Annotated in this window: 13 protein-coding genes; 9 read left to right on the top strand and 4 right to left on the bottom strand. The window is 69.3% G+C overall.

All coding sequences use genetic code 11. The annotated features are described in order from the left end of the window. Positions 1 to 3 precede the first annotated feature (3 nt). The 6 genes from gcvH (at position 4) to DEI84_RS07840 (ending at position 9,099) form a co-directional block, all read left to right on the top strand. Positions 4 to 381: a glycine cleavage system protein GcvH gene (gene gcvH / locus DEI84_RS07865; RefSeq protein WP_110890319.1), complete on the top strand. Its 378-nt coding sequence runs from the start codon at positions 4 to 6 to the stop codon at positions 379 to 381. Beyond that, positions 378 to 3,317 (top strand): aminomethyl-transferring glycine dehydrogenase, encoded by a 2,940-nt coding sequence (gcvP, locus tag DEI84_RS07860; protein WP_110890318.1) that lies wholly within the window; start codon positions 378 to 380, stop codon positions 3,315 to 3,317. Before gcvH ends, gcvP begins: the two co-directional genes overlap by 4 nt. Before the next feature lie 310 nt (positions 3,318 to 3,627). Next, entirely contained in the window at positions 3,628 to 5,256 is a 1,629-nt protein-coding gene (locus DEI84_RS07855) for an ABC transporter substrate-binding protein (RefSeq protein ID WP_181419407.1), read from the top strand. Positions 5,257 to 5,487: 231 nt separating this feature from the next. Further along, entirely contained in the window at positions 5,488 to 6,417 is a 930-nt protein-coding gene (locus tag DEI84_RS07850) for an ABC transporter permease (RefSeq protein ID WP_110823666.1), read from the top strand. Further along, on the top strand, positions 6,407 to 7,357 hold the full coding sequence (locus tag DEI84_RS07845) for an ABC transporter permease (RefSeq protein ID WP_110823667.1): 951 nt from the start codon (positions 6,407 to 6,409) through the stop codon (positions 7,355 to 7,357). The genes DEI84_RS07850 and DEI84_RS07845 overlap by 11 nt, the downstream gene beginning before the upstream one ends. Then, complete coding sequence (locus DEI84_RS07840; RefSeq protein WP_110890317.1) at positions 7,354 to 9,099, top strand: ABC transporter ATP-binding protein; 1,746 nt, start codon at positions 7,354 to 7,356, stop codon at positions 9,097 to 9,099. Before DEI84_RS07845 ends, DEI84_RS07840 begins: the two co-directional genes overlap by 4 nt. 98 nt (positions 9,100 to 9,197) lie before the next feature. On the opposite strand, the gene DEI84_RS07835 is transcribed toward DEI84_RS07840, so the two are convergent. The 3 genes from DEI84_RS07835 to DEI84_RS07825 form a co-directional block, all read right to left on the bottom strand. Further along, positions 9,198 to 9,746 carry a PH domain-containing protein gene (locus DEI84_RS07835; protein ID WP_110890316.1) on the bottom strand — a complete coding sequence of 183 codons (549 nt, stop codon included), beginning with the start codon at positions 9,744 to 9,746 and terminating at the stop codon, positions 9,198 to 9,200. Positions 9,747 to 9,921: 175 nt separating this feature from the next. Beyond that, complete coding sequence (locus DEI84_RS07830) at positions 9,922 to 10,401, bottom strand: peroxiredoxin (protein WP_110890315.1); 480 nt, start codon at positions 10,399 to 10,401, stop codon at positions 9,922 to 9,924. A 143-nt stretch (positions 10,402 to 10,544) separates the two neighbouring features. Further along, entirely contained in the window at positions 10,545 to 12,227 is a 1,683-nt protein-coding gene (locus DEI84_RS07825; RefSeq protein WP_110823671.1) for an ABC transporter family substrate-binding protein, read from the bottom strand. 144 nt (positions 12,228 to 12,371) lie between these two features. Here DEI84_RS07825 and DEI84_RS07820 point away from each other — a divergent pair, with 144 nt between their 5' ends. The 3 genes from DEI84_RS07820 to DEI84_RS07810 are packed head-to-tail and all read left to right on the top strand — an operon-like array spanning position 12,372 to position 16,574. Further along, positions 12,372 to 13,355, top strand: a complete 984-nt coding sequence (locus DEI84_RS07820) for an ABC transporter permease (protein ID WP_110823988.1) — start codon at positions 12,372 to 12,374, stop codon at positions 13,353 to 13,355. A gap of 1 nt (position 13,356) precedes the next feature. Continuing rightward, entirely contained in the window at positions 13,357 to 14,367 is a 1,011-nt protein-coding gene (locus DEI84_RS07815; protein ID WP_110823672.1) for an ABC transporter permease, read from the top strand. Positions 14,368 to 14,393: 26 nt separating this feature from the next. Further along, positions 14,394 to 16,574 carry an ABC transporter ATP-binding protein gene (locus DEI84_RS07810; protein WP_110890484.1) on the top strand — a complete coding sequence of 727 codons (2,181 nt, stop codon included), beginning with the start codon at positions 14,394 to 14,396 and terminating at the stop codon, positions 16,572 to 16,574. Positions 16,575 to 16,649: 75 nt separating this feature from the next. Here the strand turns inward: DEI84_RS07810 and DEI84_RS07805 are convergent, their stop codons facing one another. After that, a complete protein-coding gene (locus DEI84_RS07805; protein WP_146236329.1) occupies positions 16,650 to 17,279 on the bottom strand; it encodes a hypothetical protein in 630 nt (209 codons plus the stop codon). Positions 17,280 to 17,308: the final 29 nt, after the last annotated feature.

The following is a 17,308-nucleotide window of genomic DNA, read 5'->3' as shown; positions in this document are numbered from 1 at the left end:
CCCATGACCGACCAGACCGCACTGCAGTACACCAAGGACCACGAGTGGATCCTCGTCGAGGGCGACGTCGTCACCGTCGGCATCACCGACCACGCGGCCGAGCAGCTCGGTGACGTGGTCTACGTCGAGCTCCCCGCCGTGGGCACCACCACGACCGCCGGCGAGCAGCTCGGTGAGATCGAGTCCACCAAGAGCGTCGGCGAGCTCTTCGCCCCAATCGAGGGCGAGGTCGTCGAGGTCAACGAGGCCGTCGTCGCGACCCCGGACACCGTCAACCACGACCCGTTCGGCGCCGGCTGGCTCGTCAAGCTCAAGGTCGACGGCACGTCGTTCCCCGAGGACCTCATGGACCACGACACGTACCGGGCCTCGATCGCATGACCGCGGACCAGGACCTCACCACGTCGACGAACCTGCAGACCACCTTCGCCGACCGCCACATCGGCACGACGTCGGCCGAACAGCAGGCCATGCTCGACGTCGTCGGCCAGCCGTCGCTCGACGCCCTCGTCCGGGCAGCCGTCCCCGAGTCGATCCACGCCGCACCGGTCGCGCACTCGAGCGTGCCGACCGCGGTGGGGGAGACCGAGGCGCTCGCCGAACTGCGGGCCGTGGCCGGGCGCAACACCGTCCGCCGGGCGATGATCGGCCTGGGCTACTCCGACACGCACACGCCGGCGGTCATCCAGCGGAACGTGCTCGAGAACCCGAGCTGGTACACGGCCTACACGCCGTACCAGCCGGAGATCTCGCAGGGTCGGCTCGAGGCGCTCATCAACTTCCAGACGATGGTGTCCGACCTCACCGGCATGGCCACCGCGGGCGCCTCGATGCTCGACGAGGGCACGGCCGTGGTCGAGGGCATGCTCCTCGCCCGTCGCGCCTCGAAGGTGAAGGGTGACGCGTTCCTCGTGGACGCCGACCTCCTGCCGCAGACCGCCGCGATCCTCGGCCACCGCGCCGAGGCGGTCGGCATCACCCTGCGGTCCTTCGACGCCGCGGACGGCCCCACCGACGAGCAGCTCGACGGTGCCTTCGGCGTCGTCCTGCAGTACCCCGGCGCCTCCGGCCGGATCGTCGACCCGAGCCGTACCGTCGAGCGCGTCCACGCGGGTGGCGGCATCGCCGTCGTCGCGGCGGACCTGCTGGCGATGACGCTGCTCGCGAGCCCCGGTGACCTCGGCGCCGACGTCGCGGTCGGGACCAGCCAGCGCTTCGGCGTCCCGCTCGGGTTCGGCGGACCCCACGCCGGGTACCTCGCCGTCCGCGCGGGCCTCGAGCGTCAGCTGCCGGGCCGGCTCGTCGGGGTGTCCTTCGACGCCGACGGCAGCATGGCCTACCGGCTCAGCCTCCAGACCCGCGAGCAGCACATCCGCCGCGAGAAGGCGACGAGCAACATCTGCACCGCGCAGGTGCTGCTGGCGGTCATGGCGTCGATGTACGCGGTCTACCACGGGCCCGAGGGCCTGCGGTTCATCGCGTCCCGGGTGGCCCGGACGGCCACGGCCCTCGCCGACGTCGCCCGCGCGGCCGGCGCCGAGCTCGTGCACGACGCCTTCTTCGACACCGTCACGCTCCGGTTCGCCGGCCGCGCGGAGTCCGTCGTCACGACGGCGCACGAGGCCGGGTACCTGCTGCACCTCGTCGACGCCGACACCCTCCAGCTCTCCGTCGACGAGACCACCACGCCCGAGGACGTCGTCGCCCTCGCCCGGGTGTTCGGCGCGACCGACGTGACCGTCCCGGCGATCGAGACCGCCGTGCGGGACGCGACCACGGGCGTCGTGTCCGGGCTGGAGCGCGCGAGCGCGTTCCTGACCCACCCGGTGTTCAGCGCCCACCGCAGTGAGACGCGGATGATGCGCTACCTCAAGCACCTGTCCGACAAGGACTACGCGCTCGACCGCGGCATGATCCCGCTCGGCAGCTGCACCATGAAGCTCAACGCGGCGACCGAGATGGCCGCCGTGACGTGGCCCGAGTTCGCCCGACTGCACCCGTTCGCCCCGCGCGGGGACGTGGAGGGCTACCTCGACATGATCGGGGACCTCGAGACCTGGCTCGCCGAGGTGACCGGCTACGACACCGTCTCGGTGCAGCCGAACGCGGGCAGCCAGGGCGAGCTCGCCGGACTCCTCGCGATCCGCGGCTACCACCGCTCCCGCGGCGACGAGGCACGCACGGTGTGCCTCATCCCGTCGAGCGCGCACGGCACGAACGCGGCGTCGGCGGTCCTCGCCGGCATGCGGGTCGTCGTGGTCGCCTGCGACGAGGACGGCAACGTCGACCTCGACGACCTCCGGGCGAAGACCGCGCAGCACGCCGAGCAGCTCGCCGCGCTGATGATCACGTACCCGTCGACCCACGGGGTGTACGAGCACGACATCACCGCGGTCTGCGACGCCGTGCACGACGCCGGCGGCCAGGTCTACGTCGACGGCGCGAACCTCAACGCGCTGCTCGGGCACGCCCGATTCGGGGACTTCGGCGGGGACGTCTCGCACCTCAACCTGCACAAGACCTTCTGCATCCCGCACGGTGGTGGCGGTCCGGGCGTCGGGCCGGTCGCCGCGAAGGCGCACCTGGCACCGTTCCTGCCCGGGCACCCGATGGCGCAGGAGGCCGACCGGCGGACGGGTGCCGAGGCGTCGACCGAGGACGGCCGGCTCGCGCACGCGGGCGGTCCGGTCTCCGCCGCGCCGTACGGCAGCCCGAGCATCCTGCCGATCACCTGGACCTACGTCCGGATGATGGGCGTCGAGGGCCTCACCCGCGCCACCGAGGTCGCCGTGCTCGGCGCGAACTACCTGGCGGCGCGGCTGCGCGAGGCGTTCCCGGTCCTGTACACGGGCGAGTCGGGTCTGGTCGCGCACGAGTGCATCCTCGACCTCCGCCCGCTGCGGGAGGGGACGGGGATCACCGTCGACGACGTCGCGAAGCGGCTCATCGACCACGGCTTCCACGCCCCGACGATGTCGTTCCCGGTCGCGGGCACGCTCATGGTCGAACCGACCGAGAGCGAGGACCTCGCCGAGCTCGACCGCTTCGTGGACGCGATGCTCGCCATCCGGGCCGAGGCGGACGCGGTCGGCCGGGGGGAGTGGCCGGCGGAGGACAACCCGCTCGTGAACGCCCCGCACACGGCAGCGTCGGTCATCACCGGCGAGTGGGACCACGCCTACACGCGGGAGCAGGCGGTCTACCCGTCGGCCGGGCAGGCGACGCGCAAGTACTGGCCGCCGGTGCGCCGCATCGACCAGGCGTACGGGGACCGCAACCTCGTGTGTGCGTGCCCGCCGATCGAGGCGTTCGCGTAGCCGGGTCGCCATCCTGACGACGACGGTGGAGCGCTCCGACCACGAGCCGCTCTCGACCACACCTGTGGTTCACCGGGACGTCACCTGGACGATGCACGGACCTCGATGCAAACGCAACAGATCACCTGATCCCGGCTCGCGCACGCGGGGAAGTTGCACTTTGCCGCAACGATCCTGCAACTTGATTTCAGACGTGTAACCGATGTGCGCTGGGTTTGGACGGGCCCCTCAGCACTGCCTACAGTTCAGGAGTCAAACGCGGCGGGAGGGACCTCTGTGCCCGGCGCGTCCCATGCACCAGGAGGAACTCTTGATCAAGAAGCGCGCTGGGCTCTCTGCCCTCGCCGTGCTCGGGGCCACAGCTCTCGCCCTGACCGGCTGCTCCGGCAACGGTGGCGGAAGTGGCTCGGGCTCCGGCTCCACGAACGCCAACGGCATCGTCACCACCAACGGCAGCGAGCCGCAGAACCCGCTCATCCCGTCGAACACCACCGAGACCGGTGGCGGCAAGATCATCACGTCGCTGTTCGACGGTCTGTTCACCTACGACGCCGACGGCAAGCCGGTCAAGGAACTGGCGAAGAGCGTCGAGACCGACGACTCCAAGACCTTCGACATCACGATCAACACCGGGTGGAAGTTCACCAACGGTGAGGAGATCACCGCGGAGTCCTTCACGAAGGCGTGGAACTGGGCGGCGCAGAAGTCGAACGCCCAGGGCGCGAGCTACTTCTTCGAGAACATCGAGGGCTACGACGCCGACAAGGACTCCGAGCTCACCGGCCTGAAGGTCGTCGACGACGACGAGTTCACCGTCACGCTCAAGTCGGCGCAGTCGGACTTCCCGCTGTCGCTCGGCTACAACGCCTTCGTGCCGCTCCCCTCGGCGTTCTACGACGACCCCAAGGCCTTCGGTGAGAACCCGATCGGCAACGGTCCGTACAAGCTCGACGGCAAGAAGGCCTGGACCCACAACCAGGACATCAAGCTCGTCGCGAACGAGGACTACCAGGGCAAGCGCAAGCCGAAGAACGGCGGTCTCACGATCACGTTCTACAGCACCCAGGACACCGCGTACTCCGACGCCCAGGGCGGCAACCTCGACGTCCTCGACGCCGTGCCGGACGCCGCGTTCTCGACCTACAAGTCGGACTTCCCCGACTCGAACGTCAACCAGGCCGCCGCGATCTTCCAGGCGATCTACCTGCCCTACTACCTCGACCACTGGAAGGGCGAGGAGGGTCAGCTGCGTCGCGAGGCGATCTCGATGTCGATCAACCGCAAGCAGATCACGGACAAGATCTTCCAGGGCACCCGTACCCCGGCGAAGGACTTCACCTCCCCGGTGATCGACGGCTGGACCGGCGACCTGAAGGGCTCCGACGTCCTGAAGTACGACCCGGACGAGGCCAAGAAGCTCTGGGCCGAAGCCGACAAGATGTCGAAGTACGACGACACCCTCACCATCACCTACAACGCCGATGGTGGCCACGAGGCATGGGTGACCGCCGTCACGAACTCGATCTCGAACACGCTCGGCATCAAGGCCGAGGGCAACGCGGTCCCGACGTTCGCCGAGGCGCTCGAGCTCCAGACGGACGACAAGCTCAAGGGCGGAAGCCGTACCGGTTGGCAGGCCGACTACCCGTCGCTGTACAACTTCCTCGGCCCGACCATGGGTGAGGGTTCGTCGAACAACTACTCGCGCTACGACTCGGCCGAGTACAACGAGCTGCTCGCCAAGGGCCGTTCGGCTGCGACCGTCGAAGAGGGCAACAAGTTCTTCGACCAGGCGCAGGAGCTCCTGTTCCAGGACCTCCCCGAGATCCCGCTCTGGTACTCCAACGTCACCGGCGTGTGGTCCGCGGACAACGTGAAGAACGTCAAGTTCGGCTGGGACTCGGTGCCGCTGTACTACGACATCGAGGTCACCAAGTAACACCGGTCCTCGCGGAGGACCCATCGCGAGCAGGTATCCTGCTCCGCGGCCAACCGGACGGGGGTTCGGGGACCACACGGTCCCCGAACCCCCGTACCACGGCGGCTACACCTTCCCCCACGACCGCGGGCGCCGCCGCCCGCACCGGACACCCGTGCCGACCCTCGGACCGTCCACCCCACACGACATGAACCTGAACGACATGCGCGCTCCGTACCAGGCAGGGATCTGATGCTCTGGTACCTCGGCAAGCGCCTCCTGCAACTCATCCCCGTGTTCTTCGGGGCCACGTTCCTCATCTACTTCATGGTCTTCTCGCTGCCCGGCGACCCGATCGCCGCGCTGTTCGGCGACCGTCAGCCGTCGCCGCAGGTGATCGAGCAGCTCCGGGCGCAGTACAACCTGGACAAGCCGTTCATCATCCAGTACCTGCTGTGGGTCGGCGGTCTCTTCCGCGGTGACCTCGGGGTCACGTACTCGGGCCTCCCGGTGAGCCAGCAGCTCGCCCAGGCGTTCCCGATCACCGCCCGTCTCGCGATCCTCGCGCTGGTCTTCGAGGCCGTCGCCGGCATCCTTGTCGGCGTCATCGCCGGGCTCCGCAAGGGCAAGTGGTTCGACGCCACCGCGCTCGTCGTCTCGCTGCTGCTCATCTCGGTGCCGACCTTCGTCGTCGGCTTCCTGCTGCAGTACGTCTTCGGCATCAACCTCGGGCTGTTCCGTGTCACGGTCTCCGGTCAGGCGCCGTGGTCGGAGCTCGTGCTGCCGGCGATCGTGCTCGCGACCGTGTCGTTCGCCTACATCGTGCGCCTCACCCGCGCGAGCGTCGCCGAGAACATGAGCGCCGACTTCGTGCGCACCGCGACCGCGAAGGGCCTGTCCCGTCGTCGTGTCGTGACCGTGCACATCTTCCGGAACTCGCTCATCCCCGTGGTCACCTACCTGGGCGTCGACATCGGCAGCCTGATGGTCGGTGCGATCGTGACCGAGGGCATCTTCAACATCAACGGCGTCGGTGGGACGGTCTACAAGGCCGTCACCCTGGGCGAAGGCCCGACGGTGGTGTCGTTCGTCGCCGTGATGGTCATCATCTTCATGCTCGCCAACCTCCTGGTCGACCTGCTCTACGCCGTCCTGGACCCGAGGATCCGCTATGCCAAGTAACACCGAACCGCGATCGGCCACGCACTACGTCGCCCCGATCGAGGAGACGCCGCTGCAGGCGGTCGACCAGGTCAACGTCGACGAGAAGACCCGTTCGCTGTGGACCGACGCGTGGGAGTCCATGCGTCGTCGTCCCACCTTCTGGGTCTCCGCGGTCCTCATCCTGCTGATCCTCGTGGTCGCGATCGTCCCCGGGCTCTTCACGCACGTGGACCCGCGCGCCGCGAACCTCGACTACAGCGACGAGGGTGCCCGTGCCGGACACCCGCTCGGGTACACCCGTCAGGGGTCCGACGTGTTCGCCCGCGTCATCTGGGGTGCACAGAACTCGCTGCTCGTGGGGCTGCTCGCGACCGTGCTCGTCACGATCGTCGGCGTCGTCATCGGCGCGATCGCCGGGTTCTACGGCGGCTGGCTCGACGCGGTCGTGTCCCGCATCGCGGACATCTTCTTCTCGATCCCGACCGTCCTCGGCGCGATCGTGATCATGTCGGTCATCCCGCAGCGCAACGCCATCACGGTGTCGCTCGTGCTCGCCGTGTTCGCCTGGCCGCAGATCGCCCGCATCATGCGCGGTGCCGTGCTCAGCGCGAAGCAGTCCGACTACGTCACCGCCTCGGCGGCGCTCGGTGTCAGCCGCTTCCAGACGCTGGTCAAGCACGTCATCCCGAACTCGCTCGCACCGGTCATCGTCGTCGCGACCGTCTCGCTCGGGACGTTCATCGTCGCGGAGGCGACCCTGTCGTTCCTCGGCATCGGTCTGCCGCCGTCGGCGCTCAGCTGGGGTCTCGACATCGGCACGGCGCGCACCTCCATCCGCACGAACCCGTCGACCATCTTCTGGCCGTCCGCCGCCCTGTCCATCACCGTGCTCGCGTTCCTCCTCCTCGGTGACGTGGTCCGCGACGCGCTCGACCCGAAGGCGAGGGCCCGCCGATGAGCGAGACACTCACCCAGCCGAACGCCCGGACGTCCGGTGCCGCCGGCGCCCCGCTGCTCGAGATCACCGACCTGCACGTCGGCTTCCGGACGCAGAGCGGTCTCGTGCAGGCCGTGCGCGGCGTCAACATGACGCTCGAGCAGGGCGAACGCCTCGCGATCGTCGGCGAGTCCGGATCGGGCAAGTCGACGAGCGCCCAGGCGATCATCAAGCTCCTGCCCGGCACCGGCCAGATCACCGGCGGCTCGATCAAGCTGAACGGGCGCGAGCTCGTCGGCATGGACGAGAAGCAGATGGCCGAGATCCGCGGCACCGAGATCGGCTACGTCCCCCAGGACCCGATGTCGAACCTCAACCCGCTCTGGAAGATCGGTTTCCAGGTCGAAGAGGCGATCAAGGCGAACGGGATGGCGACGGGCAAGGCCGCCGTCCGCGCCCGTGCCGTCGAGGTCCTGCAGGAGGCCGGACTCGGCGACGCCGAGAGCCGGCTCAAGCAGTACCCGCACGAGTTCTCCGGCGGCATGCGCCAACGCGTGCTCATCGGGATCGGCCTGTCCAGCCGACCGAAGCTGCTCATCGCCGACGAGCCGACCTCCGCGCTCGACGTCACCGTGCAGCGCGTCATCCTCGACCACCTCGAGAGCCTGACGCGCGACTTCGGCACCTCGGTCCTGTTCATCACCCACGACCTCGGTCTCGCCGCCGAGCGTGCCGAGAAGCTCGTGGTGATGTACAAGGGCCAGGTCGTCGAGGCCGGTCCGTCGAAGGAGATCCTGGCCGACCCGCAGCACCCGTACACGCAGCGCCTCGTCGCTGCGGCGCCGTCGCTCGCGAGCCGTCGGATCCAGTCCAAGGTGCAGCACCAGACGGTGGACATCGCGTCCGGCACCGGCAGCGAGGACGACGAGCTCCTGTCCCGCGCCCACGAGCGCGAGAGCAAGCCGACCGAGGACCTGATCGTGGTGAAGGACCTGCAGAAGGTCTACAAGCTGCGTGGGCAGGGCATCGCGACCCGCGAGCTCAAAGCCGTCGACGGTGTGTCGTTCTCGATCCCGAAGGGCACCACCACGGCGCTCGTCGGCGAGTCCGGCTCCGGCAAGTCGACGGTCGCCAAGCTCGTGCTGCAGCTCGAGTCGATCACCGCCGGCTCGGTGCAGTTCGACGGCATCGACATCGGCGCGCTCAAGGGCAAGGACCTGTTCGACTTCCGTCGCCGGGTGCAGCCCGTGTTCCAGGACCCGTACGGATCGCTCGACCCGATGTACAACGTCGGGAACACGATCGCCGAGCCGCTCAGCACGCACAAGGTCGGCGACAAGGCGTCCCGCCGCGCGCGGGTGCTCGAACTGCTCGACCAGGTGTCGCTGCCGAAGTCGATGGTCAATCGGTACCCGAGCGAGCTGTCCGGTGGCCAGCGGCAGCGCATCGCCGTCGCGCGCGCGCTCGCGCTCAAGCCCGAGGTCATCGTGCTCGACGAGGCCGTGTCCGCACTCGACGTGCTCGTGCAGGGGCAGATCCTCGACCTGCTGACCGAGCTGCAGTCCGAGCTCGGCCTGACGTACCTGTTCATCACGCACGACCTCGCGGTCGTCCGTCTGGTCGCGGACAACGTGTGCGTCATGCGCAAGGGCCAGATCGTCGAGAAGGCGACCACCGACGAGGTGTTCGCGAACCCGCGGGAGCAGTACACGAAGGACCTGCTGGCAGCCATCCCCGGCGCCGGCTTCGAGTTCGGACGCTGACCCGCCGCACCTCGCGTCCGCCGGAACGCGCCGCCCCGATCACGGGACGGCGCGTTCCGTCATCGAGGGACGGACGCCGACGTCTGGGGTGGGCCGGTTCAGAGGCGCGCGCCGGCGAGGCTCGCGGCGATGCCCAGCACGACGAGCGCGGTGATCGACCAGCCGTGGACGCGGTGCACGATCGGGGCCGCGGTGACCGTGGCCGGGGGAGCACCGTCGTACACGACCGGCGCGGGGACGGACGCGCGGATCTCGTCGGCCGCAGCGGTGACGCCCACCGGCACCGGGCCTCCCGGCTGGAGCACCGCCAGGCGGGCGTCCGGACGCGGCGCGATCCAGACGCGCTGCTCGCCCTGGTCGGTGACCACCTCGAGCCCGTACTTCGTGCGGACCTCCCGGACGCGCCGCCACGCGAACCGGGTGGTGCGGCGGACGTCGACGACGACCAGGGCGTCCTCGGTGATCTCGATCCGCGGACGCCACAGCACGACCCACGCGAACCAGGCGGTGAAGAGCGACGGCACGGGGACGAGCAGCGCGGCGCCCGGCCCGTTCGTGACGAAGCCGATGACGACGAGGGCTGCGGCGACGATCCAGAGGACGACGGCGAAGCGGCGCATGTTCGTCGCGACGATCCGGGCGGGCATGGGGCAAGCCTAGGAGACCCGGCCTCGGGCGGTGACGAGAGCGCCTCCTCGGGACCACCAACCGAGCGGGCCAGACGGGCCGTGCGCGTACCGGTGGACCTGATGTCCCGAGGAGGCGAACCCGGGGGTCGTCGTCCAGACCATGGTCACGCCGACACGGCCGGCTGTCAACGGGTCAGACGACGAGCGCCTCGATCTGGCCGCGGATGACCTCGGCGCTCGGGAAGCGCAGTCCGACGAGCCCGACGTGCCGCCAGCGGATGACGCCGTCCGGACCGATGACGAAGACGGAGCGACGGAGTCCGATCCCCGGCAGGTGGACGCCGTAGGCGCGGATGACGTCACCGCCGACGTCCGACAGCAGCGGGAACGCGAGCGAGGCGCCGCGCGCGAACCCCTCGTGCGAGTCGAGTCCCTGCGGGCTGATGCCCCAGACGACCGCGCCGAGGTCGCGGAAGTCGTCGAGCTCCTCCTGGTACGAGCAGAGCTGCGCGGTGCACACGGGCGTCGCATCGCCGGGGTAGAAGGCGAGGACCACCGGGCGACCGATCTCGGAGGCGAGCGAGTACTCCGCGTCGGTGCGGACGCCCTGGCGGACGAGCATGCCGGGCAGGGTGAAGCCGGGGGCGGCGGAACCGATCTCGGGGATGGCCATGAGGCAGATCGTACGGTCCAGGGGCCCGTCGATCCGTGGACCGCACCGAGGATCCCCTGCGAGCGCGCGCACCGGATCGACGAAGGGGCCGGACGCAGTGCGTCCGGCCCCTCCCTCGATCAGCGGGCACCGCCCGTGGACGGTCAGTCGGTGAAGCCGACCTTCGTCCAGTCGATGTTCTGCGCCCCCGCGAACGCACCGTAGTTGGCGAGCTTCGGGTTCTGCGCGACGAGCGCCGGCTTCGCGGTGATCGGCATGGAGTGTCCGATCGCCCAGACCTCCTCGTCGATCTTGTTCCAGATGGCGTTCGCCTTGTCCGTGTCCGGCTCGGACAGGGCCTGCTTCGTCAGGTCGTCGATCTCCTTCGAGCTGACCCGGCCGTAGTTCTGGCCGACGTCACCGGAGGTGTAGATCGTCGCGCTGCTCGAGTGGAAGCCGGTGCCACCCCAGACGAAGATCGTCATGTCGTAGTTGCCCGGCGTGACGTACTGCTCGAAGAAGTCGTCCGTGGCGACCGACTTCAGCTTCAGCTCGACGCCGACCTCCTTCAGCTGCTGCTGCATGACCTGCGCCAGCTGCTGCGACGTGGGAGCGCCGGACGGGATCGTGATCGCGATGGAGAGCTTCTTCCCGCCCTTCGAGCGGTACGCGCCGTCGGTCTTCCACCCGTCGTCGTCGAGCAGCTGCTTCGCCTTCTCGACGTCGAACGTCGCGTTCGGCTTGGTGTTCGACGTGTAGCCCTTGTCCGTGGACAGGAACAGGTGGTTGTCGAGCGTGCCGAGCTTGTACGGGAGCGTGCCGCCGATGACCTGCGCGAGCGCGTCACGGTTCACGGCGTGCTGGATCGCCAGCCGGAGCTGCTTGTCCTTGAGCAGGCCGTTCGACGAGAAGTCGACGTGCGTGTACTGCGCGGACGTCGACGCGAGGATCCTCGTGTTCTTCGCCTTCTTCACGCGGTCGAAGCGCTCGGAGGTCGTCGTGAGGACGGAGTCGATCTCCTTGTTGAGGTAGGCGTCGACGTCGGCGTTGCCGTCCAGCGACCGGAAGATCACCTGGTCGAGCTTCGGCTCGTCGCCCCACCAGTTGTCGTCCGGCTTCATCGTGACGGTGCCGGCGGTCTCGTCGAGGTCGGTGATCTCGTAGGGCCCGGAGGAGACCGGGACCTTGCCCTTGTAGCCGTTGTTGAACTGCTCGGGCGTGCTGGTCTGGCTGGCGGGGTAGAGCGGGCTGAAGAGCGACTTCCAGTCCGAGAACGGGGTCGAGAACGTCACGACGACGTCCCGGTCGGTCGCGCCCTTCGTGACGGACTCGATGTCCTCGTAGCCGGTCGAGCCGGCGATGAGGTACGCCTCGTCCTCGCCGTTGGTGGTCTTCCACTCGTTCTCGAAGTCACGCCACGTGATTGGCGTGCCGTCGTTCCACTCCGCCTGGTCGTTGATCGTGTACTCGATGGTCAGCGGGTCGTCGCTCGTGACCTCGGCCTTCGTCACGTAGTCCTGGTTGAGCGCCGGGGCGCCCTTCGCGTCGATCGTGTAGATGAACGGCATCGTCGCCTGTTCGATCGTCGACGCGTCGACGAGTGGGCCGTCGACCTGGTTGTAGTTCCACTGCGAGACCCATTGCGAGATCGGCAGACGGAGCGTACCGCCGTCCTGCAGGTCGGAGACCGGTGTGGCGTTGATCTGGGCCGAGGTCGGCAGTGACTTCTTGCCCGAGTCGTTCCCACCGGTCCCGCCGGAGTCGCCGGAGCCGCCCGAGCAGCCGGTGACGGCGAGGGCGATGCCGGCGAGGGCCGCCGTCACCGCGAGGACTTTCCTGTGCTTCATGTGGTTCCCCTCTGGAAGTTGTCGTCGAGCCTAGGGCCCTCCGAAGGGGGTAGAGCGCGTTTTCTGCTGTCGACGTCCTTTCGTTACGCGGCGGGACGTCGGACGACATGTACCGGAAACAAACCAGGCCCTATGGTGGCCTCCATGATCCGCTTCCTGGGGCGGCGACTCGTGTACTACGTCGTGCTCGTGTTCCTCGCGACCTCGCTGACCTACTTCCTCGCGTCAGCGACGTTCAGTCCCCGTTCCGTGTACGCGCAGCGCAATCCGGCTCCGTCAGCACAGGTCATCGACGCGAAGCTCGACGACATCGGCGTCAACGACAAGACGCCGATCGTGATCCGGTACACGCACTGGCTCGGTGATGTCGCGCACGGTGACCTCGGGCAGACGATCCAGGACCGCCCCGTCAACGAGCAGTTCTTCCCGCGGCTCGGGGTCAGCCTCCGGCTCCTGCTCGTCGGGTCGGTCGCGGGCATCGTGCTCGGCGTGCTCGTCGGCGTGTGGAACGCGATCCGGCAGTACCGGATCTCGGACCGGGTGAGTGCGGCGATCTCGATCGTCCTGTTCTCCACGCCGGTGTTCCTGACGGCCGTGTTCCTGAAGATCGGAGCGACGAAGCTCAACCAGGACGCCGGCAGCCAGCTCATCAACTTCACGGGGGAGGCGACGCCGGGGCTCGACGGGACACCGTGGACGCTGCTCCTGGACCGCGGCGCGCACCTGCTGCTGCCGACGATCTCGATCGCCGTCGGTCTCATCGCGATCTACAGCCGGTACCAGCGGGCGACGATGCTCGACGTGCTCGGCTCGGACTTCCTCCGGACCGCGCGGGCGAAGGGACTCACGCGCGGCCGAGCGACGTTCAAGCACGGCCTCCGCACGGCGCTCATCCCGATGACGACGCTGTTCGCCTACGGGTTCCTCGGCATCCTGACCGGTGCGACCCTGACCGAGAAGATCTTCGCCTGGAACGGGCTGGGGTCGTGGTTCATCGACGCGGTGAACAACAACGACGTCAACGTGGTCACGGCGTACACGCTGTTCGCGGCGGTCGTGGTGCTCGTCGCCGGCTTCCTCGCCGACCTCGCGACCGCTGCGCTCGACCCGCGCGTCAGGAGGGCATGACATGACCGACACCCGGATCGAACCCGTCGACCCGTCGCTCGTCGCGCGCAGCGACGTGCCGGCCCGTCCGACCGCGCAGGGCAACCGGATCCTCCAGACGGTGCGCCGGCTCTTCATGAACCGCGGCGCCGGGATCGGCGTCGTCGTCGTCCTGCTGCTGTTCGCCTTCGCGTTCATCGGGCCGCTCGTCAGCCCGTGGCAGTACTCCGAGATCGACTACACCTCGTTCACCCGGCCCCCGAGCGGTGCGCACTGGTTCGGGACGAACGGCATCGGGCAGGACGTCTTCGCCCAGACCGCGCGCGGCATGCAGAAGAGCCTGCTCATCGGGCTGCTCGTCGCGGTGTTCTCGACCGCCATCGCCGCGATCACCGGGGCAGCGGCGGGCTACTTCGGCGGCTGGGTCGACCGCATCGTGATGTTCTTCGTCGACATGCTGCTCGTCCTGCCGTCGTTCCTCATCATCGCGATCATCAGCCCGCGCATCCAGAACGCCGGGTGGATCGTCCTCGTGGTCCTCATCACCGTCTTCGGCTGGATGATCACGGCACGGGTCGTGCGGGCCATGACCCTGTCGGTGAAGGAGCGCGAGTTCGTGCGGGCCGCCCGGTACATGGGCATCGGGCCGTTCCGGATCATCTTCCGGCACATCCTGCCGAACGTGGCGTCCTTCCTCATCATCGACGGCACGATCCAGGTCGCGACCGCGGTGCTCGGCGAGACGACGCTGAGCTACTTCGGGTTCGGCGTGCAGGCACCGGACGTCTCGCTCGGGACGCTGATCGCCCAGAACCAGGACAACGCCCTCACGAGCCCGTGGCTCTTCTACTTCGCCGCCGGGGCCCTCGTGGTGTTCGCGATCGCCGCGAACCTCATCGGGGACGGGCTCCGCGACGCGCTGGACCCGACCTCGACGACCGGGAAGCGCCAGAAGCAGAACCGTCGTCGTGACCAGAACCAGGCGGCCGTCGACGTGGCCGCGCTGAACACACAGGCCGGATCGGGCGCATGAGCGTCGCGGACGACCGGGGAAGCAGCATGAGCACCATCACGAACGGCTCGACCACGGGCGCGACCACCACGGAGCCGATCCTGCGGGTCCGGGACCTGCACGTCCGGTTCCCGACCCCGCGGGGGACCGTGCACGCGGTCCGCGGCGTGGACCTCGAACTCCGCCGCGGAGAGGTACTCGGCATCGTCGGCGAGTCCGGGTCCGGCAAGTCGGTGACGAGCATGGCGGTCCTCGGGCTGCTGCCCGACACCACGGAGGTGAGCGGGTCGGTCGAGCTCGACGGCGAGGAACTGCTCGGCCGGTCGGACAAGCAGATGAGCCGGCTCCGCGGGCACAAGGTGGCGATGGTCTTCCAGGACCCGCTGTCCGCGTTCACGCCGGTGTACACGATCGGCGACCAGATCGCGGAGACGGTCCGGCTGCACCGCGGCGCCTCGAAGGCGGAGGCGCGAGCACGGGCGATCGAACTCCTCGAACTCGTCGGCATCCCCGAACCGGGTCGCCGCGTGGACGCCTTCCCGCACGAGTTCTCCGGCGGCATGCGCCAGCGCGCGATGATCGCGATGGCCATGGCGAACGACCCGGACGTGATCCTCGCCGACGAGCCGACGACGGCGCTCGACGTGACGATCCAGGCCCAGATCATCGAGGTGCTCCGGACCGCCCAGCGCGAGACCGGGGCCGCGCTGGTGTTCGTCAGCCACGACCTGGGCGTCATCGCCGGGATCGCGGACCGCATCGCGGTGATGTACGCCGGCCGGATCGTCGAGACGGCCACGGCCGAGGAGCTCTTCGCCCGACCGCGGATGCCGTACACGATCGGGCTCATCGGCGCGCTGCCGCGGCTCGACGCCTCCGACCGGTCTCCGCTCGTGCCGATCCCGGGCGCACCACCGTCGCTCATCGGGCTGCCGGACGCCTGCCCCTTCGCGGACCGGTGCCCGCTGGTCAGTGCGGTCTGCCGGTCGACCGAGCCGGTGCTCGCCCCGCCCGTCGACGTCGTACCCGGTGCCGACACGGCCGCTGCCGGCACCGCCCGCACCGTGCCGGTCGGGCACACCGCCGCCTGCCACCGCACCGCCGAGGTCGCCGCCGCACACGCGGACGCCGGCCGCATCTTCTCGCTCCCCGTGATCCCGGACCACAGCGCCCGGATCGAGGCCACACGGACCGACCGCGAACCCGTCGTGCACGTCGAAGGGCTGACGAAGACCTTCCCGCTCGTCAAGGGCTCGGTCTTCCGCCGCAAGGTCGGAGACGTCTACGCCGTCGACGGGGTCGACCTGGACATCCGCCGCGGGGAGACCCTCGGCCTCGTCGGGGAGTCCGGCTCCGGCAAGTCGACGACCCTCCACCAGCTCATGGACCTCGAACGGCCCGAGGCCGGCACGGTCGAGCTGTTCGGGGAGTCACTCGCCGACGCCACCGCGCGCGGGGCCGCCGGCACCCGGGCGCTCCGGCAACGCATCTCGATGGTGTTCCAGGACCCGTCCGCCAGCCTCGACCCGCGCATGTCGGTGTACGACGTCGTCGCCGAACCGCTCCGGGCGGTCGGTGCCCCGTCCTCGCGCATCGCCGACCGCGTGCCGGAGCTGCTCGAGCTCGTCGGTCTGCGAGCGGCCGAGGCCGACCGGTACCCGCACGAGTTCTCCGGTGGTCAGCGGCAGCGCATCTCGATCGCCCGTGCCCTCGCCGTGGAGCCGGACCTGGTGGTGCTCGACGAGCCGGTCTCCGCGCTCGACGTCTCCATCCAGGCGGGCGTGCTCAACCTGCTCGCCGAGCTCAAGGCGCGGCTCGGACTGTCGTACCTGTTCGTGTCGCACGACCTGTCCGTCATCCGGCACGTGGCCGACCGCGTCAGCGTGATGTACCTCGGTCGCACCGTCGAGGAGGGCGCCGTCGACGAGGTCTTCGAGCGCCCGATGCACCCCTACACGGCCGCTCTCATGTCGGCCGTGCCGGTGCCGGACCCGGTCGTCGAGCGGGCACGGAGGACGATCCTGCTGCCGGGCGACCCGCCCAGCCCGACCGAGCGGCCGACCGGGTGCCGGTTCCGGTCGCGCTGCCCGCTCTACGCGCTCCTCCCCGAGGACGAGCGGCGCCGGTGCGAGCAGGAGGAGCCGGAGAAGGCGCCGCGTCGCGGCGAGGACGTCGACCACCGGGCTGCGTGCCACTACCCGGAGAAGATGCCCTCGATCGCGGCGTAGTCGGCTGCCGGGCGGGAGGCGGTGCACACCGACCGCGCGCCGCCTCCCGTTCGTCAGCCGGGCGCGCCCGCCGGCTCAGGTCTTCGGGTGGTTGACGACCGGGTCGTCCCACGTCGGCGGCGTCGGGTACTCACCCGGTCGGGACTCGGTCGGCCAGTCCAGCGTCGCTCGGCCGTAGACGGCTGCGGACAGCGCGTCGGAGTCGTTGGTCCAGAACGGTTCGCTGTAGACGTCGAGGGAGTACCGGCCGTCGACGTCGAGGGAGTACTGGATCTGCCACCCGTGCCCGGTCCACGCCCGGACCTCGTGACTGCCCGAGAGCGCTCGCACTTCGAAGGTCCATCCCTTCGCCCTGAAGTGCTCGAGCATCGGATCGAGGTCACGCTTCGCCCCCGATACGCCGGGCGGTGCCCACGATCGTGGCGCGCGGAGGTAGTAGCTGTTGACGACCGTCGAGCCGGGAAGTGGCGCGACACCGTTGGAGCCGTCCAGTGGGAGGTCGTCGCCCCTGTCCCACTCCCAGTCCCCGCGGTGCACCTGGTTCTGCGCTTCTTCGAGGAGCTGTTGCATGTGTCGGTAGCGGTCCCGGTACCGATCGAACTCCTCGTGCAGCGTGAGTTCCGCGACGTCGTCCTGCGTCAGTCCGGCTGCGTCCTTCGTCTGCTGCGCTGCTCCCGCCGCGCAACCGGCTAGGAGCACGGTCATGACGAGGGCGACGAGCGTGAGCGGCCGTC

This window comes from Curtobacterium sp. MCBD17_023, assembly GCF_003224415.1.
Classification (GTDB): Bacteria; Actinomycetota; Actinomycetes; order Actinomycetales; family Microbacteriaceae; genus Curtobacterium.
Note: the sequence above shows the minus strand (reverse complement) of the source record. Positions and strands in the feature narration are given on the sequence as shown.

Coding starts and splice junctions, on each gene's coding strand:
- DEI84_RS07850 (WP_110823666.1), top strand. CDS start 5,488: ATGCTCTGGTACCTCGGCAAGCGCCTCCTGCAACTCATCCCCGTGTTC.
- DEI84_RS07810 (WP_110890484.1), top strand. CDS start 14,394: ATGAGCACCATCACGAACGGCTCGACCACGGGCGCGACCACCACGGAG.
- DEI84_RS07840 (WP_110890317.1), top strand. CDS start 7,354: ATGAGCGAGACACTCACCCAGCCGAACGCCCGGACGTCCGGTGCCGCC.
- DEI84_RS07830 (WP_110890315.1), bottom strand. CDS start 10,401: ATGGCCATCCCCGAGATCGGTTCCGCCGCCCCCGGCTTCACCCTGCCC.
- gcvH (WP_110890319.1), top strand. CDS start 4: ATGACCGACCAGACCGCACTGCAGTACACCAAGGACCACGAGTGGATC.
- gcvP (WP_110890318.1), top strand. CDS start 378: ATGACCGCGGACCAGGACCTCACCACGTCGACGAACCTGCAGACCACC.
- DEI84_RS07835 (WP_110890316.1), bottom strand. CDS start 9,746: ATGCCCGCCCGGATCGTCGCGACGAACATGCGCCGCTTCGCCGTCGTC.
- DEI84_RS07815 (WP_110823672.1), top strand. CDS start 13,357: ATGACCGACACCCGGATCGAACCCGTCGACCCGTCGCTCGTCGCGCGC.
- DEI84_RS07820 (WP_110823988.1), top strand. CDS start 12,372: ATGATCCGCTTCCTGGGGCGGCGACTCGTGTACTACGTCGTGCTCGTG.
- DEI84_RS07845 (WP_110823667.1), top strand. CDS start 6,407: ATGCCAAGTAACACCGAACCGCGATCGGCCACGCACTACGTCGCCCCG.
- DEI84_RS07825 (WP_110823671.1), bottom strand. CDS start 12,227: ATGAAGCACAGGAAAGTCCTCGCGGTGACGGCGGCCCTCGCCGGCATC.
- DEI84_RS07805 (WP_146236329.1), bottom strand. CDS start 17,279: ATGACCGTGCTCCTAGCCGGTTGCGCGGCGGGAGCAGCGCAGCAGACG.